The following is a 24,799-nucleotide window of genomic DNA, read 5'->3' on the forward strand; positions in this document are numbered from 1 at the left end:
GTTAATGCGGTCAATGCGGCAATGCGGGCTAGGCGAAAAGCGCGGACGTGGCGCTCAGCGGTTGCGCATCCACGTTTTCCACGCGATCCACAGCTTGCGCATGGGCGTGAGCGAGATGCGCTGGTTCAGCACCTGGAACTCACTGGCCTCCAGCTCATCGAGCAGCGTCTGGTAGATCGCGCCCATGACCAGGCCAGCGCGCTGGGCGCGGCGCTCGGTCCGGGGCAGCAGCGCCAGCGCCTCGCGGTACAGCGTGCGGGCCTGCTCGGCCTGGTAGCGCATGAGCGCGACGAAGCGATCGGAATGCGTGGCCTGGTTGATCTCGGAAACCGGCAGCTGGAAGCGCTGCAGCGTGTTCACAGGCAGGTAGATCCGGCCGCGCCGGGCATCCTCGCCCACATCGCGCAGGATATTGACCATTTGCAGTGACAAGCCCATCTTTTCGGCGTACTCGAGCGTGCGCGGATCCGTGTGGCCAAGGATGCGGGCGCTCATGGTGCCGACCACGCCGGCCACGCAATGGCAATAGCGCGTGAGCGCGATGTCATCCAGGTAGCGCGACTGGTTGAGGTCCATCTCCATGCCTTCGAGCACTTCGTTGAACATCGACTGGGTCAGCCCATAGGCTTGCGCGTGCGGCTGGAGCGCCTTGGTCACGGGGTGGGTTGGCGCACCGTTGAACATCTGGGCGAGCTCATTGCGCCACCAGGCCAGCTTCTGATAGGCCACGCTGGCGTCCTGGGTGTCGTCCACGACATCGTCGACCTCCCTGCACCAGGCATAGAGGGCGGTAATGGCCCGCCGCCGCTCGGGCGCCAGGAACAGGAAGCTGTAATAGAAGCTGGAGCCGCTCTGCGCGGCTTTTTCTTGGCAATACTGATCGGGCGTCACGCCGGTCTCGGGTCGGTGAATTGGGGGTATTAGGGGCGTTTGCCTGCGCTGTCGCCGCGGCAACCTGACCGGCGCGGGGCGGTCGGCCTGGCGAGATGGCGCGATGGCGCAAGCCAGGGTCCTGCGCCAAGCGCCGCGATTTCCAATCGTCAAGGCATTCCACGGCGAGAGGCAAGGCAGCGCGGGCGACGCGCCGGATTGTAGCATCGCGCTCCCGGCGGCAACTGCCATGGGCGAGTGCGCCGCCGCGCGCTTCGGCCCGCGAGGATATCCAGCGCTGCGGCATTTGGCCGCACCCGGCCCGATTCCTGCGACTGACCTGAGGCACAGGGTGGGCAGCACGATTGAAAAGTACGTTTCCGGCATTCCCCTGCGCGCGCCGTTTGACGCCTTCGGCTCCACCCCGTTACATTACTGACCGGCGAGTTATTAATCTGCCGCCGCTTCGCGCAGTGCCTGCAGTGCAACAGTCCACCGATCTAACGCTTAACTCATGCCAGTGCCTTATCCCGGGCCGGAAGTTGCGGCCATCGAAGTGCCTTTTTCCACGCTTTGCGGCGCGAACGCGTTCGCGGCCGGCTTGCGCATGCGCGCTCGCGGCGCGTTGGTGGTCCTGCTGGTGCTCGCCGGGGTGGTGATGGGGCTGGCGGGGTGCAGCCGGCAGGCAGAGAAGGCGCCAGAGATCCGCCCGGTGCGCCTGATGCAGTTGCAGCCGGGCGCAGGCAAGACCGAATTCGAGTTCTCGGGCGATGTCCGGCCCCGGATCGAGTCGCGGCTGGGCTTTCGCGTGGGCGGCAAGATTGCCGCGCGCCTGGTCGACGTGGGCGCCACCGTGCGCAAGGGCCAGCCGCTCGCCCGGCTCGATCCCACGGACCTCGGCCTGGCGGAAGCCGGCTCGCGGGCGCAGTACGACGCGGCCAAGACTGACCGCGACCTCGCCGAGGCCGATCTCAAGCGCTACAACGAGCTGTTCGCCAAGAAATTCATCAGCGCGGCCGAGCAGCAACGCCGCCAGGCCACCTTTGACTCCGCCGTCTCCCGCCTGCGCCAGGCCGAGGCGGGGCTGCGCAACCAGGCCAACCAGACCGGCTACGGCGTGCTGAACGCCGACGCCGATGGCGTTGTGACCCTGATCGAAGCGGAAGTCGGCCAGGTCGTCGCGGCCGGCCAGTCGGTCGTGCGGGTGGCGCAGACCGCCGAGAAGGAGGTCGCGGTTGGCCTGCCGGAGGACCAGGTCGAGCGCCTGCGCGGCATCTCCGACGTGACCGTGCGCACCTGGGCCGAGCCCGGCCGGCTGCTGCCGGGCCGCGTGCGCGAGATCTCGCCGATGGCCGACCCGGTGACGCGCACCTACGCGGCGCGCATCAGCGTGCCCAACCCGCCGGCCGACTTCAAGTTCGGCATGACCGCTGTGGTCACCTTCACCCGTACCGGCGACGATACCGCGCTGCGGGTGCCGCTCTCCGCGCTGCTGCAAAAGCAGGGCATCAACCAGGTCTGGGTGTACGACGCGGCAGCCGGCACCGTGCAGCCAGTCAACGTTACCCTGGGCGAGCTCCAGGGCAACGAGATCCAGGTCAGGCAGGGGCTGTCGCCCGGCCAGACCATCGTCACCGCGGGCGTGCACCTGCTCAAGCCCGGGCAGAAGGTCAAGCCGCTGCAGGCCGTGGCGCCCACGCCGGCCGTGCGCAACTAAGGCGCCGGCATGGATCATTCCCGTTTCAACCTTTCCCGCTGGGCCCTGGAGCACCAGCCGCTGACCCGTTACCTGCTGGTGGTGCTGTTGCTGGGCGGGCTCTTTGCCTTCTTCCAGCTCGGGCAGGACGAAGACCCGCCCTTTACCTTCCGCGTGATGGTGGTGCAGGCGTTCTGGCCCGGCGCCACCGCCGAGCAGATCGCGGTGCAGGTTACCGACAAGATCGAGCGCCAGCTGCAGGAAGTGCCCTACGCCGACAAGATCCGCAGCTTCTCCAAGCCCGGCGAGACCACGGTGATCTTCCAGCTCAAGGACACCGCGCCGGCCAAGGACACCGCGCAGATCTGGTACACCGTGCGCAAGAAGGTTGGCGACATCGCGCAGACGCTGCCGCCGGGCGTGCGCGGGCCGTTCTTCAATGATGAGTTCGGCGACGTGTACGGCTCCATCTACGCGCTCTCGGCCGACGGCTTCAACTATAAGGAGCTGCGCGAGTACGCCGACCTGGTGCGCCAGCAGCCGCTGCGCGTGCCCTCGGTGGCCAAGGTGGCGCTGATCGGGCTGCAGGACGAGAAGGTCTACATCGAATTCAACCAGGCGCGCTTTGCCCAGCTCGGGCTGGACATCAACGCGATCGCCGACCAGATCTCGCAGCAAAACAGCATGACCGCCAGCGGCGTGCTGGTGACGCCGGGCGACAACCTGCAGGTGCGCTTGTCGGGTCAGTTCGCCAACGTGGCCGACCTGGAAAACCTGGTGCTGCGCGGCCCCAACGGCATTGCCAACATCCGCCTGGGCGATATCGCCCATGTGTACCGCGGTTATGTCGATCCGCCGGCCAGCAAGATGCGCTTCCAGGGCAAGGAAGTGATCGGGCTGGGCATCTCGATGGAGCGCGGCGGCGACATCATCGCCATGGGCAAGAACCTGCGCGCCGCGACGGACGGCTTGCGCGGGCAGCTGCCCGTCGGCATCGAGCTGGACCAGGTGCAAAACCAGCCCGAGGCCGTGGAGCGGTCGGTGGGCGAGTTCGTGCACGTGCTGATCGAGGCCGTGGTGATCGTGCTGGGCGTGAGCTTTGTTTCGCTCGGGTTGCATACCAAGCCGCTGCGCATCGACGTGCGCCCGGGCCTGGTGGTGGCGCTGACCATTCCGCTGGTGCTCGCCGTCACGTTCCTGTTCATGAACATCTTCGGCATCGGCCTGCACAAGATATCGCTCGGGGCGCTGATCGTGGCGCTGGGGCTGCTGGTCGACGACGCCATCATCGCGGTGGAGATGATGGTGCGCAAGCTGGAGGAGGGCTTCTCCAAGATGGAAGCCGCCACCTTCGCCTACAGCTCCACCGCGATGCCGATGCTGACCGGCACGCTGATCACCGCCGCCGGCTTCCTGCCGGTGGGGCTGGCGCGCTCCACCGTGGGCGAGTACACCTTCGCCATCTTCGCGGTGACCGCGATGGCGCTGGTGCTGTCGTGGCTGGCCGCGGTCTACTTCACGCCCTACCTGGGCTACCTGCTGCTCAAGGCGCGGCCCGCCGGCGAGGGCGAGCAGCACGAGGTGTTCGACACGCCGTTCTACAATCGTTTTCGCCGCCTGGTGCACTGGTGCGTGACCTGGCGCAAGACGGTGATCGCCATCACCCTGGTGGCCTTCGCCCTGGGCCTCTATGCCTTCAAGTTCGTCGAGAAGCAGTTCTTCCCGGACTCGAGCCGGCCGGAGCTGATGGTGGAGCTGTGGCTGCCCGAGGGCACCAGCTTCGCGCAGACCGAGGCCGAGGCCAAGCGCTTCGAGGCCGCGCTGCGCGGGGACCGCGAGATTGCCAGCCTGACCACCTTCGTTGGCAGCGGCGCGCCGCGCTTCTACCTGCCGCTGGACCAGATCTTCCCGCAGACCAATGTGGCGCAGGTGATCGTGTTGCCGGCCGAAGTGGCGCTGCGCGAGCGCGTGCGCCAACGCGTGGTGGACCTGCTGGCGCGCGATTTCCCGCAACTGCGCGGGCGCGTCAAGCTGCTGCCGAACGGCCCGCCCGTGCCCTATCCGGTGCAGTTCCGGGTGATCGGGCCGGATGCCGCCGGCGTGCGCAAGCTGGCCGATGAGGTCAGGGCGGTGATGAGCGCCAACCCCAACACCGTGGGGGTCAACGACAACTGGAACGAGAACGTCAAGGTGCTGCGCCTGGACATCGACCAGGACAAGGCGCGCGCGCTCGGCGTCAGCACCACCGCCATCGCGCGGGTGACGCAGACCGTGCTGACCGGCGTGGCGGTGGGGCAGTACCGCGACGGCGACAAGCTGATCGATATCCTGATGCGCGCACCGCGCAACGAGCGCGACGCCATGTCCGACCTGCAGAACGTGCAGGTACCCACCGCCAACGGCCGCGTGGTACCGCTGACCCAGGTGGCGCGCATCGCCTTTCGCTCCGAGCCCGGCGTGATCTGGCGCGAGAACCGCGACTTTGGCGTGACCGTGCAGGCCGATGTGCTCGAAGGCATCCAGGGCCCCACCGTGACGGCGCAGATCAATCCCAAGCTGGACCAGCTGCGCGCGCAGCTGCCGGCGGGCTACCGCATCACGGTAGCCGGCGCGGAAGAAGAAAGCGGCAAGGCCGGCGCGTCGATCGCCGCGCAGCTGCCGCTATGCATCTTCCTGATCTTCACGCTGCTGATGCTGCAGCTGCACGAGCTTCTCGCGCTCGCTGATGGTGTTCCTGACCGGGCCGCTCGGCCTGATCGGCGCCGCCGCCACGCTGCTGCTGCTCAACGCGCCGATGGGCTTCGTCGCGCAGCTCGGCATCACCGCGCTGCTCGGCATGATCATCCGCAATTCGGTGATCCTGGTCGACCAGATCGAGCAGGACATCCGCGCCGGCGAGCCGGTGTGGAATGCCATCGTCGAATCCGCCGTGCGCCGCTGCCGCCCCATCATCCTGACCGCGGCAGCAGCCGTGCTGGCCATGATCCCGCTGTCGCGCTCCGTGTTCTGGGGCCCGATGGCGGTCGCCATCATGGGCGGGCTGGTGATCGCCACGGCATTGACGCTGCTGTTCCTGCCGGCGCTGTATGCGGCGTGGTTCCGGGTCAAGGCGCCGGAGGCGGGCGCTGGGGTGCTGGCGCGCTGAGCGTGCTCCGGCGGGTAGCACCGCCGAGCACGCCTGCGTGTCTCACATCAATTCAAAACTCACATCCTGCGCCCCTTCCCACAGCACCTTGGTGCCCAGCGCGCGCAGGTTCTCCTTGCCTTCCACGATCGTCAGGAAATGGTTGCCTGCGAGCTGGCCCATCTTGCTGGCGAAGCAGCAGCTGCCATACGCCAGGATGATCTCGGTCTCGCTGTAGCCGCCCGGGTAAAACAGGATGTCGCCGACCGAAGGATGGCTGGTGTGGTTCTCGAAATCCACGCCCAGCTTGAACTCGCCCAGCGGGATCCAGCAGCCTTCGCCGCTCCAGCGCACGTGGATCAGCTTTTGCCGGTAGGGCAGCAGCTTGGTGAAGGCGGCGACGGTGAGCGGGGCGTCGGGATGGGTTTCGGCGACGAACTGGTAGCCGCCGGCGGTAATACGGATCTGGGCCATTCAGGCTCTCCTGGGGGAATCGGGGTGGTCGTTCAGCTTAGCGCGGCGACCAGCTTTTCCGCAAATGCAATCAGGCTGCGGTCGCTGCCGGCCGGGCCCATCAGCGAGATGCCCAGCGGTGCGCCCGCGCGGCCGGCCAGCGGCAGGCTCAGGTGCGGGAAGCCGGACAGCGGCGCCAGGCAGAGCGTTTGCGCGGACAGGTTGCGGTAGGTTTCCAGCTCTTCGCCGGCGGCGTCGGACAGCGGGGCGATGTCGGGCATGGTGGGAAGGATCAGGATGCCGTCGTTGCCGAGCAGTGCCGCCAGATGCGCGGTAAAGGCGCGGCGAATGGCGCTGGAGGCTTCGAACTGCGCTTCGGTGACGCCCTTGGAGAACGCAAACCGCGCGGCCACGTCGGGGCCGAGCTGCAGGCCGTATTGCTCGATCATGGCGCCGTCGGTCTGCCAGGCTTCCCAGCCCTGGACATAGCGGAAGGCCCACCAGATGTCTTCCAGCGGGCGGTCCGCCACCATGACGGGCGTGGCCTTGCCGAAGGCGGCTTCGATGTGGCCGACTACCGGCAGCAGTGTATCCAGCGCAGGCGCGGTGGGCATGCGGAACAGGTCTTCGGCCAGCAGCAGGCGCGCTCCGGCCGGCAGGGCTTGCGCGTCGCTGCCGAGCAGCACGTCGGCCACGCGGGCGAAGGTGCCGATGTCGCGCGCGAAGAAGCCGCAGGTGTCGAAGCTGTCGCACAGCGCCAGGGTTTGCGCCAGCGAGATCCGCCCAAAGGTGGGGCGGATGCCGAACAGCCCGCAGTGGCTGGCCGGCGCGCGCACCGAGCCGCCGGTGTCGGTGCCGAGCGCGAAATCGCAGAGCTGGTTGGATACCGCCGAGGCCGAGCCTGAGGACGAGCCGCCGGTGATGCGCCCCGGCGCCGCGCCGTTCACAGGCGCGCCGTAGTGGGCGTTCTTGCCGTTCATCGAGAACGCCAGCTCATCCGTATGGGTCTTGCCGACGAAAGCCGCGCCGGCATCCAGCAGCCGCTGCACGGTGGGCGCGGTGGTGGACTTGATGCCCGACATGGCCAGCACATGGGGGTTGCCGCCGCCGGTCGGGTAGCCGGCCACGTCGAACAGATCCTTGGCGGCGAAGGTCAGGCCGGCAAGCGGCCCGCCTGGCGCGTTGGCGACGGGCGCACTCGGGTAGGGCAGGAAGGCGTGGGAGGGATGGCTGGCCAGGTTCATGGATGCGGTTGGCAATGAGGGTAGCAATCAGTAAAGGCGATATTGGCGCGGAATGCACGGCGCGCGCCGGCACGCCGTGCCGTCACGACGAGTCTATGAGGCTTACGCCAGGGCTTCGGCGGCGACCGGCTCATTGGCCAGCACGCAGCTCACGCTATGCCCGCCACCCAGCGCGGTGGCCTGCGGCACCGCCTCCAGGCATTGCGCGCGTGCGTGCGGGCAGCGCGGGGCAAAGCTGCAGCCGGGCGGCAGCGCGGACAGGTCGGGTGGCGAGCCGGCGATGGTCTGCAGCCGCTGGCCGCGGTCCATGCCGTGCTGGCGGCTTTGCAACAGCGCCATCGTATAGGGATGGCGCGCGGCGCGCAGGATGGTGCGGATCGGGCCTTCCTCGACGATGCGCCCGCCGTACATCACGGCAACGCGGTCGGCGATCTCCACGGCCGCGCCGATGTCATGGGTGACGAACACGATCGACAGGCCAAGCTCGCGCTGCAGCTCGCGCAGCAGGATCAGCACCTGGATCTGCACGGTGGCGTCCAGCGCGGTGGTGGGCTCGTCGGCCAGCAGGACCTTGGGGTTGGCCGACAGCGCCAGCGCGATCATGGCGCGCTGGCGCATGCCGCCGGACATCTCGTGCGGATAGGCCGCCAGGCGCCGCTCGGGGCTGGGAATGCGCACGGACTCCAGCGCGCGCAGCGCACGCTGGCGCGCCTCGGCGGCGCTGACGCGGTCGTGGGTGCGGATGCATTCGATGATCTGCTGGCCGATCGTGTAGACCGGGTCCAGCGCCAGCAACGGTTCCTGGAACACCATCGCCACCTTGCCGCCGCGCAGGCGGGCGAGGCCGCGGCCATCGAGGGCGGTGACGTCGGTGCCATCGATGCGGATCTCGCCTTCCATGCGGGTGCGGCGCGGCGGATGCAGGCGCATCAGCGCGCGCAGCGTCACGCTCTTGCCGGAACCGGATTCGCCGATCAAGGCGAGCGTCTCACCCGGCGCCACCTGGAGCGACACGCCGTTGACGGCGCGAATGGTCTTGCCGCCGCCGGAGAAGGTCACACGCAGGTCGCGCACTGACACCATGGGGGCGGCTGCCTGCTGTTCTGTACTGGGGTTGGGTGCAGTCACTGTTGCAGTCACGGGTGTGTTCACGGGTGCATTCACGATTTGGCCCTCAGAGCGTTGCAACGAGCGGGCTGGCGGCCGCGGGCATCTGCCGGCTGTGGCCGCCGTCCGCGTTAGCCATCAGGCAGGCCACCGGATGCCCCGCCAGCGCGTCGGACAACCGCGGCGCCCGGCGCGAGCAAACGTCCTCCGCCATGGCGCAGCGCGGATGGAAGCTGCAGCCGGATGGCGGGTTGATCGGGTTGGGCGGGTCTCCCGCGAGCGGCGCGACCTGTGTGCGGTGATCCGGGTCCATCGCTGGCATCGAGGCCAGCAGCGCACGCGTGTAGGGATGCGCGGGTTTGGCGTAGAGGGTTTCGGTGTCGCCCACCTCTACCACCTTGCCCAGGTACATCACCATCACGCGGTCGCACAGGTAGCGGATCACGTTCAGGTCGTGGCTGATGAAGACGTAGGTGAGGTCGAACTCGGCCTTGAGGTCGAGCAGCAGGTTGAGCACCTGCGCCTCCACCGATTTGTCCAGCGCCGACACCGCTTCATCGAGAATCACCAGGCGCGGGCGCAGCACCAGCGCCCGCGCAATATTCACCCGCTGGCGCTGCCCGCCCGATAGCTCGTGCGGATAGCGCCCGGCAAAGCGCGTCGGCTCCAGGCCTACGCGATCCAGCAGGGCCCGCGCCCGCGCGCTGGCTTCGGCCGCGTCGATGCCGTGCACGCGCGCGGTAAAGGCGATGGATTCCTCGATGGTCAGGCGCGGATTGAGCGAGGAGTAGCTGTCCTGGAACACCATCTGCACCTGGCTGCGGTAGCGTTTCATGGGCAACTGCGCGGATCCCACCCCCAGCGCATCGAAAATCAGCTCGCCGCTGTTCTGCTCGATCAGCTGCATCAGCAGCCGCGCGGTGGTGGACTTGCCGCAGCCGGATTCGCCGACCACGCCCAGCGTTTCGCCTTTCCTCACTTCGAAGCTCACGCCGTCGACGGCGCGGACTTCGCCGCCGCTACGCCAGGGAGCTTCGATTTGAGCGGGAAGTGCTTGATCAGGTCGCGCGCGATCACCAGCGGCTGCGCGGGGCCGCCGACATCGGTGTTGGCCAGGGTATCGGTCAAGGTGCCGGGCAGGGCATCGGGCAAGGTATCGGGCAAGGTTTCCAGCATGGCATCAATCCTTGATTTCCATCGCCGAGCGAATGCCATCGGCGAGCAGGTTGAAGGAGATCGAGGTCAGGAAGATCATGGCGCCGGGCAGGGCGGCAACCAGCGGCTGCGTGTAGATGGCGGTGCGCAGCGTGTTGAGCATCAGGCCCCATTCCGGCTCGGGCGGCTTGACGCCGAGACCCAGGAAGGACAGCCCCGAGGCCAGGATCATCGACACCGAGATCAGGCTGGTGGCATAGACAAAGATCGGTCCCAGCACGTTGTTGAGCACGTGGGCGCGCACGATGGTCAGGGACGAAGCGCCGGAGGCGCGCGCCGCATCGACGAACTCGCGGTTGCGCACCTGCGTGGTCACGCTCTCCGCCACGCGCACGATCTGCGGCACGAACACAATGGTGAGCGACAGCAGCGCATTGCCCACGCCCGCGCCCAGCGTGCCCGACAGCGCGATGGCCAGCAGCACCGAAGGAAAGGCGTAGAGGATGTCGACCAGCCGCATGATCACGGTATTGGTCCAGCCGCCGGCATAGCCCGCGACAATGCCCAGCGCGCTGCCGATCACAAAAGCGATCAGCACCGGCGTGATGCCCATGAACAGCGACAGCCGCGCACCCAGCATCAGGCGGGACAGCAGGTCGCGTCCCAGTTCGTCGGTGCCGAGCAGGTAGTGCTCCGTGCCGATCGGCTTGAGGCGCTTCATGATCGAGGCCGCGTACGGATCGGCCGGCATCAGCACGGGCGCGAAGATCGCCATCAGCACCAGCGCCAGCAAGATCAGCGCGGCCAGCATGGCCAGCTTGTTGCGCAGCAGGCGTTTGCCCACCGTGGTCCAGTAGCCGGGCGAGCGCTGCACGACGGGCACAAGGGCGGGTTTTTTCAACGTCATTTCCATGGGGGCTCCCGGGTTTCCTTGATGGCGTCAGTTGCGCTGGATGCGCGGATCGAACAAGGTCTGAAGCGCATCGACCAGCAGGTTCAGCAGCACGAAGAACACGGCGAGCACGAGGATGGTTCCCTGCAACAGCGGAAAGTCGCGCTGGAAGATCGCCGAGTTAAGCAGGAAGCCCGTGCCGGGCCAGGAGAACACGGTCTCGATCAGGATCGAGCCGCCCAGCAGGTAACCAAGCTGCAGGCCCATCACCGACAGCGCGGTGGGCGCCACGTTCTTCAGCACATGGCGGAACACGGCGAGCTCCGACAAGCCACGCGCCTTCAGGCCGACAATGAATTCATTGGAAAGGATCTCAGCCACGAGCGCGCGGATGGTGCGCGCCACGATGCCCATCGGGATCACCGACATCGTCACCGCAGGCAGCACCATGTACTGGATATGTTCCCAGTTCCATGCCCAGTCCCCCGAGCCGCCGGGGCCGGCGCCCGTGGCGGGCAGCCAGCCGAGGAATACGGAGAACACGATCACCAGCACCATGCCCAGCCAGTAGTGCGGCATGCTCACGCCGAAGACGGACAGGAAGGAGGCCGTGCGGTCCGCCGCGGAATCGCGGAAGTAGCCCGCCACGAAACCGAACAGGCAGCCGAAGGTAAAGCCGATCAGCGTGGCCACCGCGGCCAGCCGTACCGAGTTGATCACCGCCGTCATCACCTCGCTCATCACCGGGCGGTTGGTGGCGATGGAGGTGCCCAGGTCGCCGTGCAGCGCGCGGGTGAGCCAGTGCAGGAATTGTTCGAGGAAGGGCTTATCGAAGCCGTAGAGCGCGGTGAGCTGGCGGCGCAGGTCCTCGGAGGCATCGGGCGGCAGCACCGACACCAGCGGGTCGCCTGGCGCGATATGGACCAGCGAGAAGCAGAGCAGGGCGACCCCGAGCAGGATGGGGATCGCGTAGACGACGCGGCGCAGCAGGTAGAACATGATCGTAGCCGGGAGGGCAGGCAAGCGGCGCCTGCCGGGGTTTCTCGGGGAGCCCGGCCGATGCATGCCGGGCGGGCATATTCTGGATTGCGCTCTCGCGTGGCCGGCCCGGGACCGGCCACGCGCGCTGGCCGCTTAGTGCGCGGCTCAGTCCATCGACATGGTGGCGATGTCGATAAACCAGCTCTGCGGCTGCACCACGCCCTTGACCTTCTTGGAGATCGCGCGCGGGCCTACGTCATGGGCAATCAGCACGAAGGGCGCTTCTTCCACGATGCGTGCATGCAGCTTGGCCAGCGCCGTGTCGCGCGCCTTCTCGTCAAAGGACGTGCGTGCCGTCTCGATCAGCTTGTCGAACTCCGCATTGCCGAAGTAGCCCCAGTTGTTGGAGACCGGCGGCTGGGTCTTGGTGCTGACAAAGCGGACCATGGCGAAGAACGGGTCCATCGCCGCAAAACTTACGTTGATGGCGTTGGCGCCATGCGCGCTGGGGTCCTTCGCGCCAATGCGCCAGTTGGTGAACAGCGTGTTCCACTCGACCACGTCGAAGTCGACGTCGATGAAGCACGCCTTCAGGTTCTGCTGCACATACTCGTTCATCGGCAGCGGCTGCATCTGGCCGGAGCCCGAGGCCGAGACCTGCACCTTCACCTTCATCGGCTTGGCGGCCGAGTAACCGGCTTCCTGCATCAGCTTGCGCGCGGCGTTGGCGTCGTACTTGATATCGAACGTCGGGTTGCCCCACCACGGGTTGCCCTTCTCGACAATGCCCTTGGACTCGGCCATGTAGCCACCCAGCAAGGTCTTCAGGCCCTCGCGGTTCACGCACAGGTTGGCTGCCTGGCGCACGCGCTTGTCGAGCCAGGGAGATCCCGGCGCGAATGACAACTGCCACGGCCACATATGCGGCTGGGCATTGGCGTAGACCTCAAAGCCGCGGCTCTTGATCTGCGCCACGGCATCCGGGGCCGGTGCCTCGATCCAGTCGACCTGGCCTGACAGCAGCGCAGCGGTGCGGGCGTTGGCCTCGGGCATCGGCTGCATCACCACCTTGTCGATCTTGGGCACGCGCTTGGCGTCCCAGTACTGCGCGTTCTTCACCATCTCCAGCCGCTCGCGCGGCACGAAGCGGCTCATCTTGAAGGGGCCGGTGCCCGAGGCATCCGCGGCAAAGGCCACCCAGGCTTGCTTGGAGCGCTCGGCGGCATCGGTCACCGAGGCCGGCACGGCGGCCAGCTTCTTGTCCCATTGCGTGGGCGACGCCATGAACAGGTTGCTCAGGTTGTACGGCAGGAAGGAGTCCGGCTCCGACGTGACGAGTTCCACGGTCAGGTCGTCGATCTTCCTGGCCGAGCGCAGTGTCGGCATGCGCGAGGCGGTCACGCCTACCTGGCTGGGATCGAACTGCCGGGCGGTCTTGTCCAGCACCTTGCCCACGTTCCACACCACGGCATCGGCGTTGAACGGCGAGCCGTCATGGAACTTCACGCCCGGACGCAGCTTGAAGATCCACTTGGTCTTGTCCTTGGCATCGACCTTCCATTCCGTGGCCAGGTCCGCAATCAGCAGGCTGGGGCCGTTGCCCTTGGACAGGTCCCACTGGGTCAGCCCGTCATACATCGGGATGCCGGTGAAGCGGTTGCCTTCGAAGCCCTGGTCGGGCTGGCCCAGCGTGCGCGGGATGTCGGCGGCGGTCATGCCGATGCGCAGCACCTTCTCTGCCATCGCGGTACCCGGCAAGGCGAGGATCGAGACGGCGGTGATCGCGGCAGCGGCGGCGATGGACTTCAGGCCGGGTTTCACGCTTCTTACGGAGTCGGAAGAGAAAACGGTCACGGGCAAAGCTCCTGGGTGGGGGAAGGGGAGACGAGACCAGTTAAGCAAGTCATGTGCCAGTGGTCGTCCGCGCATGTCGGCCCGCGAGCGTCCTCTCCATGGCCTGCTTTTTGCTGACTTCCCCGTCTGACTCCCAACCAACCGGCTTCCCGACATGGACCAGCAACACCTTCCCCGCATCAACGCAGCACGCCTGTGGCAATCGCTGATGGACCTCGCGCAGATCGGCGCCACGCCCAAGGGCGGCGTGTGCCGCATCGCGCTGACCGAGCTGGACCGCCAGGGCCGCGACCTGGTGGTCGGCTGGTGCCGCGAGGCCGGGCTCGAGGTGCGCACCGACGAGGTGGGCAACGTATTCGCGCGCCGCGCCGGCAGCGATCCCACTGCGGCGGCGGTGGCCACCGGCAGCCATATCGACACCCAGCCCTCGGGCGGCAAGTTCGACGGCAACTTCGGCGTGCTTGCGGGCCTGGAGGTCATGCGCACGCTCAACGACCTGGGCATCGTCACCCGCGCGCCGCTGGAACTGGCGTTCTGGACCAACGAGGAGGGCACCCGCTTTACGCCGGTGATGATGGGCTCGGGCGCCTTTGCCGGCGTGTTCGAGGCGGAGTTCATTCGCGCCCAGCGCGACCTGGACGGCATCAGCGTGGGCGAGGCACTGGCGCAGATCGGCTACCGCGGCGAGCAGCCCGTGGGCGAAGTGCCGGGCGGCATGTTCGCGGCCTATTTCGAGGCGCACATCGAGCAGGGGCCGGTGCTGGAAGCCGCCGGGCTGCCGATCGGCGTGGTCTCCGGCGCGCTCGGCCAGCAATGGTATGACGTGACCGTGACCGGCATGGACGCCCACGCCGGCCCCACGCCGCTGGCGCTGCGCCACGACGCCATGCTGGCGGCGGCACGCATGATCGACGAGGTCAACCGCATCGCCGTGGCCGAGACCCCGCACGGGCGCGGCACGGTGGGCTATGTGCAGGTCACGCCCAACTCACGCAACGTGATTCCGGGCCGGGTTGACTTCTCCGTGGACCTGCGCAACCTCTCGCAGGCAGGGCTGGACCGCATGGATGCCGCCATGCGTACGTCGTTCGCGAAGATTGCCGAACGTGGCGCGGTGGAAGTGGCGATCAGCCAGGTGGTGAAGTTCGAGCCCTGCGTGTTCGCGCCCGCCTGCGTGGACAGCGTGCGCCGCGCCGCCGCGGCGCTGGGCCTGCCGCACATGGACGTGGTAAGCGGGGCAGGGCACGACGCCGTATACGTGGCGCAGCGCGCGCCCACCGGCATGATCTTCGTGCCGTGCAAGGACGGCATCAGCCACAACGAGCTGGAAGACGCGCTGCCCGAGCACATCGAGGCCGGCGCCAATGTGCTGCTGCAAGCGATGCTGGAGCACGCGCGCTAAAGCACCTTAGCGCCAAAGCGCTGCAGCCTCTCAGTGGGCGATCGAGCGCGAGATCGCCCACGCGCATTCGATCACCATCGGCGCCAGCTTCTTCTGCGCCTCGGCCATGCTCCAGCGGCTGGCCGGCGGCGATACATGCACCGCGCCCACCGCCTGCCCCTGGCTGTTGACGATGGCCGCGCCCACGCCCATATCGCCCAGGAACAGCTCCTCGTTGTTGCAGGCGTAGCCCACCTTGCGGCAAGCCACCACGGTCTCGAAGATCGCCGCCACATCGGTCAGCGTGGCCGGTGTGCGTGCCACGCGGGCCGAGTCCTCCAGCATGGCCATCACCTCATCGTCCGGCAAGGTGCTGAGATACGCGCGGCCGCTGCTGGTGCAGTACATGGGAATGCGCATGCCGACGGGGGTCAGCACGGGGATGTACTTCGACGTCATCAACTGCGCCACGTAGACCATCTCTAGCCCCACCGGCTCGGTCAGGTTGGCGGTCTCGCCGCTGGCATTGGCGAGCTGCGACAGGTAAGGGCTGGCGACCTGGATCAGCGCGTCGGCGCAGAGGTAGTTGTAGCCGATTTCCATCACCTTGGGCGTCAGCCGGAAGCGCCGCGTCTGCGGGTGCTTGGCCACGTAACCCAGCGTTTCCAGCGTATGCACCGTGCGTTGCGCGGAGCTCTTGGTCATGCCGGTCAGCCCCGCCAGTTCGGCCAGTGTGAGGGTGCGGTGCACCGCGCTGAAAGCCCGCAGCACTTCCAGTCCTTTCTCCAGCGACTGGTTGAAAAGCGGATCGGGGCGGGCAGCTTTTTCGTCGCTTTCCACGCCGCTGATCGTCGCTTCGCCGCTGTTTTCCTGATGGTCTTGCCGAGTCATGTTCGCGTTCCGCCGGGTCTTCGTACCGGTGACTGGCACCAGCGCTGGGAGGGCCTGCACCACGATGAATGCATATTGCACCAATATACGAATGAATCGATTATCGATTCGTCGGGTTTCCATCCATGATATGCGGGCTGGCTTCCTTTGGGAATAGCGGTGATGCAGCGGGGCTTGCGATTTCGGAGCTCTGGCTACTTTGGCCCGGCTGGATCCATTGTCCTGTAAGGCTTTCGAGGCATTTTCCGGAGTGCGGAGGAAGGAGCGATGCAGAGCCTGCGCGGCAGGTAGCGCGGCCGATCACGCCACGCTTCAGTGTTTACCCGCATCTCCGACTTGTTGACGATCAGTGAAATATCAGCCTAGTATCACAACAACTTCAACACCGCGGGAATCATCATGTCGAACCCGATCCGGCTGGTCGGCAGCGCCGATCACACCACTGAGCCAGCCTCGCGCGCCGCCACCGGCGCCGCGCTGCGCGAGCAGGCCTATGCCGAGATCAAGCGGCGCATCATTTCCTGCGAGTTCCGTCCCGGCGAGCCGCTCAACGAAGCCCAGGTTGCGGCTTTGCTCGGCATCGGCCGCACACCCGTGCATCAAGCGCTGCACCGGCTGGAAGTGGAGGGGCTGGTGTCGATCCTGCCGCGCAAGGGCGTGCTGGTATCGCCGCTGTCGCTTAACGAAGTGCTCGACATGATCGAAGTACGCGCCACCAACGAAGTCCTGTGCGCCACGCTGGCCTGCGAGCGCGCCCACGAGAGCGATCTCAAGGCCATGCGCGAGATCGTCGACCGCTCGCCCGACCTGATCGCGCGCCGCGATATCGCCGGCCTGGCCGCGCTCGACCTCAAATTCCATACCGCCATGTCGGCTGCCTCGCGCAATCGCGTGCTGGCCGACCTGCTGCGCGGCCTGCACGAGAAGCAGGCGCGCTTCTGGTTCCTCTCGCTGTCCGACCCGCAGCACCTGGAAAACGTCTACCAGGAGCACAGGGTGATCATCGACGCCCTGGAGCGGCGCGACGTGCCGGCGGTGCGCGAGGCCATCCGCGAACACATTGACGAATTCCGGAAAAACATCATCCGGACCATCTGACCGTTTTTCTCCGCAACAGGTAGCAAGCAATGCCGACACTTCAATTCCAGGTCGCCGGCGAGGGCGAACTCGTCCTCGATATCCAGCGCCTCATCATCGCCGGCTGGACCGGCCGCGACGCCGACGCCGTCAACCATCACATCCGCGAGCTCGAAGAGATCGGCGTCAAGCCGCCGACCACCGTGCCTTGCTTCTACCCGCTGGCCGCCTCGCTGCTGACCACCGACGCGCTGGTCGAAGTGCCGCGCGAAGACTCCTCCGGCGAAATCGAATTCGTGCTGCTTGCGGCCAAGGACGCGATGTATATCGGCGTAGGCTCGGACCACACCGACCGCAAGGTCGAAGCCTACGACGTCACCGTCTCCAAGCAGATGTGCGCCAAGCCCCTGGGCACCGAAGTCTGGCGCTTCGACGACGTAGCCGCGCACTGGGACCAGCTGCAGATGCGCTGCTGGCGCACCCGCAACGGCCAGCGCGAGCTCTACCAGGAAGGCCTGGTCACGCGCCTGCTGGACCCGCGCGACCTGATCCAGCGCCTGACCGGCGAAGACAAGCTGCCGGTGGGCACGGCCATGTTCTGCGGCACGCAGGCCGTGATCGGCGAGCTGGGCAGCGGCGAAGCCTTTGAAGTCGAACTCCACGATCCGGTGCTCAAGCGCACGCTGCGCCATGCCTATCGCGTGGCATGCCTGGCGGTGGCGCCATGAGTACCCGGCTGCCAACCATCGCCGCGCTCGCCGCCGACCTGGCCGCCGGACGCACCACCAGCGTTGCGCTGACCGAGCAGGCACTGGCCCGCATCGACGACCACCGCAACCGCGGCGGCACCGCCTTCCTTGAAGTCGACGGCGCCGGCGCGCTGGCCGCGGCCCGCGCCGCCGACCAGGCCCGCGCCGCCGGGCTGGTGGCATCGCCGCTAGCCGGGCTGCCGGTCTCCATCAAGGACCTGTTCGACGTGAAAGGGCAGGTGACCCGGGCCGGCTCGAAGGCGCTGAACGGCGCCCCCGCCAGCGCCGACGCGCCCGTGGTGGCGCGCCTGCGCGCCGCCGGCGCCGTGCTGGTCGGTCGCACCAATATGAGCGAGTTCGCGTTCTCCGGCCTCGGCCTGAACCCGCACTACGGCACGCCCCGCACCCCGTTCGACGAAGCCCGCATCGCCGGCGGCTCCACCTCGGGCGGCGCCGTCAGCGTCGCGCTTGACATGGCAGTAGCGGCGCTCGGTACCGATACCGGCGGCTCCATCCGCATCCCCAGCGCGTTCTGCGGCCTGACCGGCTTCAAGCCCACCGCAAGCCGCGTGCCGCTGGCCCGCGCCGTACCGTTGTCGACCTCGCTCGACTCCGCCGGCCCGCTGGCGCGCTCGGTTGCCTGCTGCGCCGCGTTCGACGCCATCGTCAGCGGCGAAACGCTGGACAGCCGCCCCGCGCCGCTGGCCGGGCTGCGCTTGCTCGTCACCCGCGATTTCGTGTGCGACGCACTCGACGCCGAAGTCGCGCAAGCCTTCGACGCCACGCTGGCCACGCTCTCCCGGCTCGGCGCGCAGATCGTCCCGTTCGATTTCCCCGAGCTCAAGCGCCTGCCGCAGATCAACGCCGCCGGCGGCCTCACGGCGGCCGAAGCCTGGCACTGGCACAAGCAGTTGCTGGCCGAGCGCGGCAGCGACTACGACCAGCGCGTCGCCATGCGCATCCGCCGCGGCGAGCAACTCGGCGCCGCCGACTACATCGCGCTGCTGGCGGAACGCCGCGCCATGCAGGCCCGCGCCGCCGACCTGCTGCGCGAAGCCGACGCCTGGCTGATGCCCACGGTGGCCGTGCGCCCGCCGCGGCTCGACGCGCTGCAAAGCGACGAAGCCTTCTTCGCCACCAACGGCCTCGTGCTGCGCAACCCCAGCGTGCTCAATTTCCTAGACGGCTGCGCCGTATCGTTGCCGATGCCGGCGGCGGAGCAGGGCATCGGACTGAGCGTTGGCGGCCTGAACGGGCGCGACGCGCGCGTGCTGCAGGTAGCCGGCGCCATCGAAGCCGCGCTGCAGTAGCAATCAGCAAGCAGCAAGCCGTAACGAGCAGAAAAGACCGAGGGCCGCGACCAAGCAGCGCGGCCCCGCCAATCAACACCCAAGGAGTACCACCGATGTCTTCCGTGATGACCGGCGCCCCTGGCGCCCTGGAAAGCCCGGCCCACACCCCGGCCGAGCGCAATGAAGCCTACCGCAAGATCGCGGTACGGCTGATTCCCTTCCTCGTCTTCCTGTTTGTGCTCGCCTGGATCGACCGCGTCAATGTCGGCTTTGCCAAGCTGCAAATGCTGCAAGACCTGCAATTCAGCGAAGCCGTGTACGGTTTCGGCGCCGGCATCTTCTTCATCGGCTACTTCCTGTTCGAAGTCCCCAGCAACCTCCTGCTGGAAAAAATCGGCGCCCGCCGCACGCTCGCCCGCATCACCATCCTGTGGGGCTTCGCCTCCATGGCGATGATCTTCGTCAAGACACCCATGCAGTTCTACGCTCTGCGATTCCTGCTCGGCGTATTCGAAGCCGGCTTCTTCCCCGGCGTCGTGCTCTACCTCACCTACTGGTTCCCCGCCCAGCGCCGCGCCCGCATCAACGGCCTGTTCATGACCTCGTTCGCCATCGCCGGCGTCATCGGCGGCCCGCTCGCAGGCTTCATCATGAGCAGCATGGAAGGCGTCGACGGCCTCGCCAACTGGCAATGGCTGTTCGTCATCGAAGGCATCCCCTCCGTGCTCGCCGGCATCGCCGTGCTGATGTTCCTCCCCGAGAAACCCATCAGCGCCAAATGGCTCACCGCCAGCGAACGCGACCTCGTCACCCGCGAGATCGAAGCCGAAAACCGCGACCCCGCCAAGCACTCCTCCCTGCGCGCCGCCTTCACCAACTCGCGCGTGTGGATCTGTGCCGCCATCTACTTCTGCGTCGTCAGCGGCAACGCCACCATCGCCTTCTGGTCCCCATCCATCATCAAGGAGCTCGGTGTCAAGGGCAACCTGCAGATCGGCCTCGTCTCCGCTATCCCCTTCATCGCCGGCACCCTCGCCATGGTCTGGAACGGCATCCACTCCGACCGCACCGGAGAACGCCGCCTGCACTGCGCGCTAGCCACCCTGATGGCCGCCGCCGGCCTGGTCCTCACCGGCATGTGGCTGCACAGCGCGGTGCTCGCCATGGTCGCCCTCACCATCGCCTCCATCGGCATCCTCGCCGCCTTCCCGGTCTTCTGGTCGTTGCCCTCCGCCTTCCTCGCCGGCACCGCCGCCGCCGGCGGCATCGCCCTGATCAACTCCATCGGCAACCTCGCCGGCTTCGTCGCGCCCTACATGATCGGCTGGTTCAAGACCAGCACCGGCCAACTCTCGTCCGGCCTGTACTTCGTCGCCGCGCTGGAAGCCTGCGCCACGGTCCTCGTGCTGGCATTCATCAAAACCAAGGTCAGTGCGAAGGCATAGCCCAAGAGATGCCTCAGGCAGCACGAGGGGCTGGATTCCAGCGGCGCTTTGCGCTAGAATCCGCTGCCTCGTTGCGCTGCATGCGCAAGGTGCGCCGGCAGCACGGGTAACACAAGCCAGGCGGGCAGTTTCAGCCGCCTGTTTGCTTTTGTGCTTTTGCGACAACCCTCACGCTGCCCCGGTACGCATGTAAAACAACGAGCACAGCGGCCTCCCGCCAGGGATGCACGCCGCAGGGACTGCGAGGGTGGCGAAATTGGTAGACGCACCAGGTTTAGGTCCTGACGCCAGCAATGGTGTAGGGGTTCGAGTCCCCTCCCTCGCACCAAAGTCTCTATTAAGTAACTTTCTCACTGCCTCTCACAACTCCCCAAAAATCCCTGTAACCGTTGCCCAGCAAGGCTTAGCGGGGGATTTTTGGCGTCAAAATAGCCTCACAATCCAACGCGATAAATCACATATAATCGGCGCTCCGCCCCCAGAAATCCCCCACGGAGCCCCCACATGGCATCATTCCAGAAGACGGCAACAGGCTGGCGAGTGCAGATAGATGTGAAGGGCCAGCGCGAGAGTCGTATGTTCCCGAACAAGGCCAACGCGCAGGAGTGGGCGGACAGGCGCCAGGCGGAGTTGCGGTCGATCACGTCGGGGCAGGGGAGCAAGACGCACACGGTGGGCGACGTGCTGGACGACTACCAGAAGAAGGTGAGCCCCACGAAGCGCGGCAAGCGCTGGGAGATCCTGCGACTGGAGTTGATCGGACGAAAGGAAATCGCCGGCCGCCAGTTTCGCGAAATCCGGCTGGCCGACCTGCAGCCGAGTCACATTGCTGCCTGGCGCGACCAGCGCGCGCGGGAAGTGGCCGGTGCGTCGGTGTCTCGGGAGATGTCCCTGCTTTCCCACGCATTGGAGGTGGCCAGGAAGGAGTGGGGGTGGTTGGTGCACGACCCGATGAAGGAGGTCCGCCGGCCGCCGGACAGCCCACCACGGGATCGCCTGATTTCCGCCAAGGAGATCGAGTTGATTACCGCGGCGCTGGGCTACGAGGACGGGATGCCAGTGGGGCGGTCATCCCAACGGGTGGCCGTGGCATTTCTGTTCGCTATCGAGACGGCCATGCGGTCCGGGGAGCTTCTGGGGCTGACCAGCCGAACCGTGGACTTGAAGCGGCGCGTAGCCCATCTGCCGCTGACAAAGAACGGCAGCGCACGGGATGTGCCGCTGTCATCGCGCGCGGTGGAGTTGCTGGGGATGTTGCCGCCGGTCAAGAATGGTGAGCCGCTGTTCGCCCTGGCCGCGGCGAGCCGAGATGCCTTGTTCCGCAAGGCGAGGGATAAGGCCGGCATCACCGGCCTGACATTCCATGACACGCGTCACGAGGCCATCACCCGCCTGTCCAAGAAATTCGATGTCTTGGCGCTTTCGCGGGTGACCGGCCACACCAACCTCTCCGAGCTTCGCACCTACTACAACGAGACTGCCGAGGAGCTGGCAAAGCTTCTCGACTAGTCGGTTTTCCTCGGCCTGCCGATGAGTTTCTCCTTGTGACTGCGCGCCCAGGCGATAACCTCGGCGGCTTCCCATAGCGGCTGACCCTTCGAGCCTTCGCGCTGCGTCGGTAGGCGGATGGGACGGGGAAAGTCCGGCAGCGTCACGATGCGCTCCATTACCGCGGCCGGGGAGCGCTGCAGATAGCCCCCGATGATCTTGGCGCTCCATAGCTGGACGGAAAGCGGAACCGCGGGCTTCATCCGCTTTGCCACTTCATCTGCCAGGTGTTCGATCAGGTCCAAATCACTCATGTTGTTCTCCAATTCGCCAAGCCTGGCGGGTCAATTCAATAATCTTCTGTGCTGCATCTTTCAAGCTGCCGCCCCCATGCGCCGTACCTCCCGGGCTGACCAGCTAGCCATCTCCGGCACGTTCGCGCGCACCAGCGCGGCCGCCATGGGCGGGCTGACGCTGTTGCCGCACATCCGCACCTGGGCATGCTTCGGCAGGCGCTTGCCATTCGCCATGATCGGCGCGATCACATAGGAAGCGGGGAAGCCTTGGGCCGCGTACAACTCGTGAGGCTCCAGCATGCGCATGCCGATGTCGGCGATCTGGTATTCCTCGCCGGCCACTGTCACCAGGCCGAGCCGGTCCTTGGTGGGGATGGTGTGCATCGGATCGCGGCAATCCTGATCCTGGCCACCTTCGCTGTAGTACTTGACCAGGAAGGCGCGGACCTCGCCGATGTGCGTTCCGCTGGCGGTCACCGTCGATACTGGTTCGTCGGCGGCGCTGCCGGTGCACTCGCCGCGGAGCTTCACCAGGTTGGACGTCACCAGCGCGTGGTGATCCTTCGAGGTGATGGTGCTCGTCGGGTCGCGCAGGTCGGCGCCGGGCGTCTCGTTGCCGCCATAGTGCTTCGCCATGAAGGCTGACACCAGCGCATGCTTGGCGCCGCCGGCGACGACCGTGCCGAGGGGCTTGTCCAGGCCGGGCGCGCGCGGCGCTTGGCCGGGCCGCTCGCCGTAGCCGGTCTGGATCAAGGTGGCGCTCGCCAGAGCAAAGTGCCCGCCCTTGACCTCGGCGCATTGCGTGCGCAGCGGCTCGTCAGTGCGGAATGTGCGCTGGCTGGTGGCGTTGGCACACTCGGTCAGCACAGGCGCGACAACCCCATAGCCGTGCTTTCCCGTGATGGTCTGGATCGGCTCGCGAAGCGATTGCCCGCGGAAGTCGTTGCCCCCATGGTTCACCTTGACGATGAACGGCTCGGCGGCGTCGATCACGTACCTGCGCAAGCCTCGCGCGATGCGGCGCTGCGTGGCCTCTGCTAGCGGCCTGGTGCGCTCGAAGATCGACGGGCAGGGGATAGACCAGTCGATGCATTCGGCTGCCGTGCGCCAGGGTTTGCGCTGCTTGGCTTGCACCGCAGCGGATCCCGGCGCGCCGTGGGTCGGCTCCGGCCAAACGATGGGCTGGCCGTCGCACCGCGCGATCAGGAACAACCGCTTGCGGATTGTCGGCGCGCCGAAGTCGCACGCGCGCAGCTCGCGCCATTCCACGGAATAGCCTTTCTCCTGCAGTTGGCGGACGAACGAACGGAAGGTGTCACCCTTGCGCTTTGTGCAAGGGTATTGCATGCGATGGGTGTATGGCGTGCCGTCCACGTCAAGCAGTTCCACATCGCGCCAGACTAGCGGGCCCCAGGTCTTGAATTCCTCGACGTTCTCCAAGATGATCACGCGCGGCCGCACTACAGCAGCCCAACGCATTGCCACCCAGGCCAAGCCACGGATGTTCTTGTTACGCGGCTTGCCGCCCTTGGCTTTTGAGAAGTGCTTGCAGTCTGGGCTGAACCAGGCGAGTCCAACCGGGCGGCCCTGCGTGATTTCCAGTGGCTTTACATCCCAGACCGATTCGCAGTGGTGGTCAGTCTGAGGATGGTTCATTGAGTGGAGCAGCACGGCCTCGGGGTCGTGGTTGATAGCCACGTCGACGTGGCGGCCGAGCGCGAGCTCAATGCCGCAGCTCGCACCACCGCCTCCGGCAAAGTTGTCCACGATCATCTCTTCGGCGATGTCTAGCAGGAATTGGTCGCGGATCAAAGCGCTTCTCCTTTGGCGATTGCGGCGTCGGCTGCCGGCGGCGCGGCGGTCCTGGCCAGTTGCGCGTCAACCCACTTACGCATGCGCTGCCAGCGCTGGGCCTCGACGGTTTCGCCGGGTATATCAACCCGAACGGTGCGGAAGTGGCTCCCCCATTCAGGGTGATATGGGCGGACAGGCCCACAGAATTCCATCTCGCGCCATTCGTAGGTATCGGTTTGCTCGTCGTTCTCGTAGACGATCTCACGAGCCATAGCCGGCGCGATTCCGAAAACCTTTGACACCTGATCAGAGTCATAAGGATCAATGCGCGCCATATCCAACCCTCGTGCATGACCGAGAACGCCAATCGTGCAGAAACCGCCATCGGCTTGCAGCTCATCAGAGATCAGGCGCTTTTCAGGCATGGCATCCATGGCCGCAGCCAGTTCCTTCAGGAAGGCTTGGCCGCGCCTTCCTTTGAGCGCGCGCTCTACCGCACCTCGCCACAGGTTCAGCCCCTCGCAATCATCGCTATATCCGCTTCTGCTCATCTCTCGTTCCTCAAAACCACACGGCGTCTGCGCGCCGCGGCTTCCACGAATCCGCCCAGCGGCGGTGCTCTTCCAGCGTCTCAGCCAGGATCTCGTCCTCAAGTCGGTCGTCGCGGATGTCGTCCAGCGAGATACGCTTTGCATCTTCACCAGGGCCGCAAACATATGCGCGCTTAACGCGAATGCCCTCGACGCGCCACAAACCGACATGTATCCGCTCGTCTTCATGCAGCTCGCCGAGGTATTGATAGACCGTCTTGAGAGGGATGCCGGTGCTGTCGGCTATCTCATTTAGGGTGGCACCGCGCCGGTCCGCTTTCTGGATGGCGCCGATGATGCGGCCCTCCTTTTCCGCGCGCTTGCGGGCAGCCCGCTCCAGGTTGGCGATCTGAACGTTGGTGAGCATTTCACTCTCCCTCGGGTTTGCGGCCAGCATGATCGCGGCCTTTTGGAGCATCG

The 24,799-nt window shown here is 66.5% G+C and carries 19 protein-coding genes, 1 tRNA gene and 2 pseudogenes; 9 read left to right on the plus strand and 13 right to left on the minus strand.

The genetic code is table 11. The features are described 5' to 3' along the window. Positions 1–54: 54 nt before the first annotated feature. Positions 55–891: a presqualene diphosphate synthase HpnD gene (gene hpnD / locus OMK73_RS36875; RefSeq protein WP_267606318.1), complete on the minus strand. Its 837-nt coding sequence runs from the start codon at positions 889–891 to the stop codon at positions 55–57. A 493-nt stretch (positions 892–1,384) separates the two neighbouring features. Here hpnD and OMK73_RS36880 point away from each other — a divergent pair, with 493 nt between their 5' ends. Together OMK73_RS36880 and OMK73_RS36885 are read left to right on the plus strand one after the other, a co-directional pair. After that, positions 1,385–2,587 carry an efflux RND transporter periplasmic adaptor subunit gene (locus OMK73_RS36880; protein WP_420715641.1) on the plus strand — a complete coding sequence of 401 codons (1,203 nt, stop codon included), beginning with the start codon at positions 1,385–1,387 and terminating at the stop codon, positions 2,585–2,587. A gap of 9 nt (positions 2,588–2,596) precedes the next feature. Continuing rightward, positions 2,597–5,711 (plus strand): annotated as a pseudogene (locus OMK73_RS36885) (efflux RND transporter permease subunit). Between the two features lie 42 nt (positions 5,712–5,753). On the opposite strand, the gene OMK73_RS36890 reads toward OMK73_RS36885, so the two are convergent. The 7 genes and pseudogenes from OMK73_RS36890 to OMK73_RS36920 all read right to left on the minus strand — a co-directional run bounded on the left by OMK73_RS36890 (position 5,754) and on the right by OMK73_RS36920 (position 13,265). Continuing rightward, complete coding sequence (locus OMK73_RS36890) at positions 5,754–6,164, minus strand: DUF3830 family protein (protein ID WP_150990608.1); 411 nt, start codon at positions 6,162–6,164, stop codon at positions 5,754–5,756. A gap of 32 nt (positions 6,165–6,196) precedes the next feature. After that, positions 6,197–7,387 carry an amidase gene (locus OMK73_RS36895; protein ID WP_267606643.1) on the minus strand — a complete coding sequence of 397 codons (1,191 nt, stop codon included), beginning with the start codon at positions 7,385–7,387 and terminating at the stop codon, positions 6,197–6,199. A gap of 102 nt (positions 7,388–7,489) precedes the next feature. Further along, positions 7,490–8,470 (minus strand): ABC transporter ATP-binding protein, encoded by a 981-nt coding sequence (locus OMK73_RS36900; protein WP_267606644.1) that lies wholly within the window; start codon positions 8,468–8,470, stop codon positions 7,490–7,492. Positions 8,471–8,561: 91 nt separating this feature from the next. Then, positions 8,562–9,670: pseudogene (locus OMK73_RS36905) on the minus strand (ABC transporter ATP-binding protein). Positions 9,671–9,674: 4 nt separating this feature from the next. Then, positions 9,675–10,562 (minus strand): ABC transporter permease, encoded by an 888-nt coding sequence (locus OMK73_RS36910; protein WP_400100596.1) that lies wholly within the window; start codon positions 10,560–10,562, stop codon positions 9,675–9,677. A 27-nt stretch (positions 10,563–10,589) separates the two neighbouring features. Continuing rightward, complete coding sequence (locus OMK73_RS36915) at positions 10,590–11,540, minus strand: ABC transporter permease (RefSeq protein ID WP_267606319.1); 951 nt, start codon at positions 11,538–11,540, stop codon at positions 10,590–10,592. Positions 11,541–11,687: 147 nt separating this feature from the next. After that, entirely contained in the window at positions 11,688–13,265 is a 1,578-nt protein-coding gene (locus OMK73_RS36920) for an ABC transporter substrate-binding protein (protein WP_267606646.1), read from the minus strand. A 265-nt stretch (positions 13,266–13,530) separates the two neighbouring features. On the opposite strand from OMK73_RS36920, the gene OMK73_RS36925 reads away from it, so the two are divergent. Next, entirely contained in the window at positions 13,531–14,778 is a 1,248-nt protein-coding gene (locus tag OMK73_RS36925; protein WP_267606320.1) for a Zn-dependent hydrolase, read from the plus strand. 30 nt (positions 14,779–14,808) lie between these two features. Here OMK73_RS36925 and OMK73_RS36930 read toward each other — a convergent pair whose 3' ends face one another. Further along, entirely contained in the window at positions 14,809–15,648 is an 840-nt protein-coding gene (locus tag OMK73_RS36930) for an IclR family transcriptional regulator (protein ID WP_420715642.1), read from the minus strand. Positions 15,649–16,047: 399 nt separating this feature from the next. Between OMK73_RS36930 and OMK73_RS36935 the strand changes: the two genes are divergently transcribed. The 6 genes from OMK73_RS36935 (at position 16,048) to OMK73_RS36960 (ending at position 21,720) form a co-directional block, all read left to right on the plus strand. Beyond that, positions 16,048–16,746, plus strand: coding sequence for a GntR family transcriptional regulator (locus OMK73_RS36935; protein ID WP_267606321.1), 699 nt, complete (start codon positions 16,048–16,050; stop codon positions 16,744–16,746). A gap of 29 nt (positions 16,747–16,775) precedes the next feature. Further along, a complete protein-coding gene (locus OMK73_RS36940) occupies positions 16,776–17,453 on the plus strand; it encodes a DUF2848 domain-containing protein (RefSeq protein WP_267606322.1) in 678 nt (225 codons plus the stop codon). After that, positions 17,450–18,784 (plus strand): amidase, encoded by a 1,335-nt coding sequence (locus OMK73_RS36945; protein WP_267606323.1) that lies wholly within the window; start codon positions 17,450–17,452, stop codon positions 18,782–18,784. Before OMK73_RS36940 ends, OMK73_RS36945 begins: the two co-directional genes overlap by 4 nt. 107 nt (positions 18,785–18,891) lie before the next feature. Continuing rightward, on the plus strand, positions 18,892–20,211 hold the full coding sequence (locus tag OMK73_RS36950; protein ID WP_400100602.1) for an MFS transporter: 1,320 nt from the start codon (positions 18,892–18,894) through the stop codon (positions 20,209–20,211). Between the two features lie 241 nt (positions 20,212–20,452). Beyond that, positions 20,453–20,539 (plus strand) — tRNA-Leu (locus tag OMK73_RS36955). A gap of 176 nt (positions 20,540–20,715) precedes the next feature. After that, positions 20,716–21,720 carry a tyrosine-type recombinase/integrase gene (locus tag OMK73_RS36960; RefSeq protein ID WP_267606325.1) on the plus strand — a complete coding sequence of 335 codons (1,005 nt, stop codon included), beginning with the start codon at positions 20,716–20,718 and terminating at the stop codon, positions 21,718–21,720. Here OMK73_RS36960 and OMK73_RS36965 read toward each other — a convergent pair. The 4 genes from OMK73_RS36965 to OMK73_RS36980 form a co-directional block, all read right to left on the minus strand. Continuing rightward, positions 21,717–22,013 carry a hypothetical protein gene (locus tag OMK73_RS36965; protein WP_267606326.1) on the minus strand — a complete coding sequence of 99 codons (297 nt, stop codon included), beginning with the start codon at positions 22,011–22,013 and terminating at the stop codon, positions 21,717–21,719. The genes OMK73_RS36960 and OMK73_RS36965 overlap by 4 nt on opposite strands. A gap of 60 nt (positions 22,014–22,073) precedes the next feature. Beyond that, complete coding sequence (locus OMK73_RS36970; protein WP_267606327.1) at positions 22,074–23,807, minus strand: DNA cytosine methyltransferase; 1,734 nt, start codon at positions 23,805–23,807, stop codon at positions 22,074–22,076. Further along, positions 23,804–24,340: a hypothetical protein gene (locus OMK73_RS36975; RefSeq protein ID WP_267606328.1), complete on the minus strand. Its 537-nt coding sequence runs from the start codon at positions 24,338–24,340 to the stop codon at positions 23,804–23,806. Before OMK73_RS36975 ends, OMK73_RS36970 begins: the two co-directional genes overlap by 4 nt. Positions 24,341–24,350: 10 nt before the next feature. Further along, positions 24,351–24,799: winged helix-turn-helix transcriptional regulator (locus OMK73_RS36980; protein WP_267606329.1), on the minus strand; the 449-nt coding region annotated here is incomplete at its 5' end.

The organism is Cupriavidus sp. D39 (assembly GCF_026627925.1).
In the GTDB taxonomy this organism is placed as follows: Bacteria; Pseudomonadota; Gammaproteobacteria; order Burkholderiales; family Burkholderiaceae; genus Cupriavidus; species Cupriavidus ulmosensis.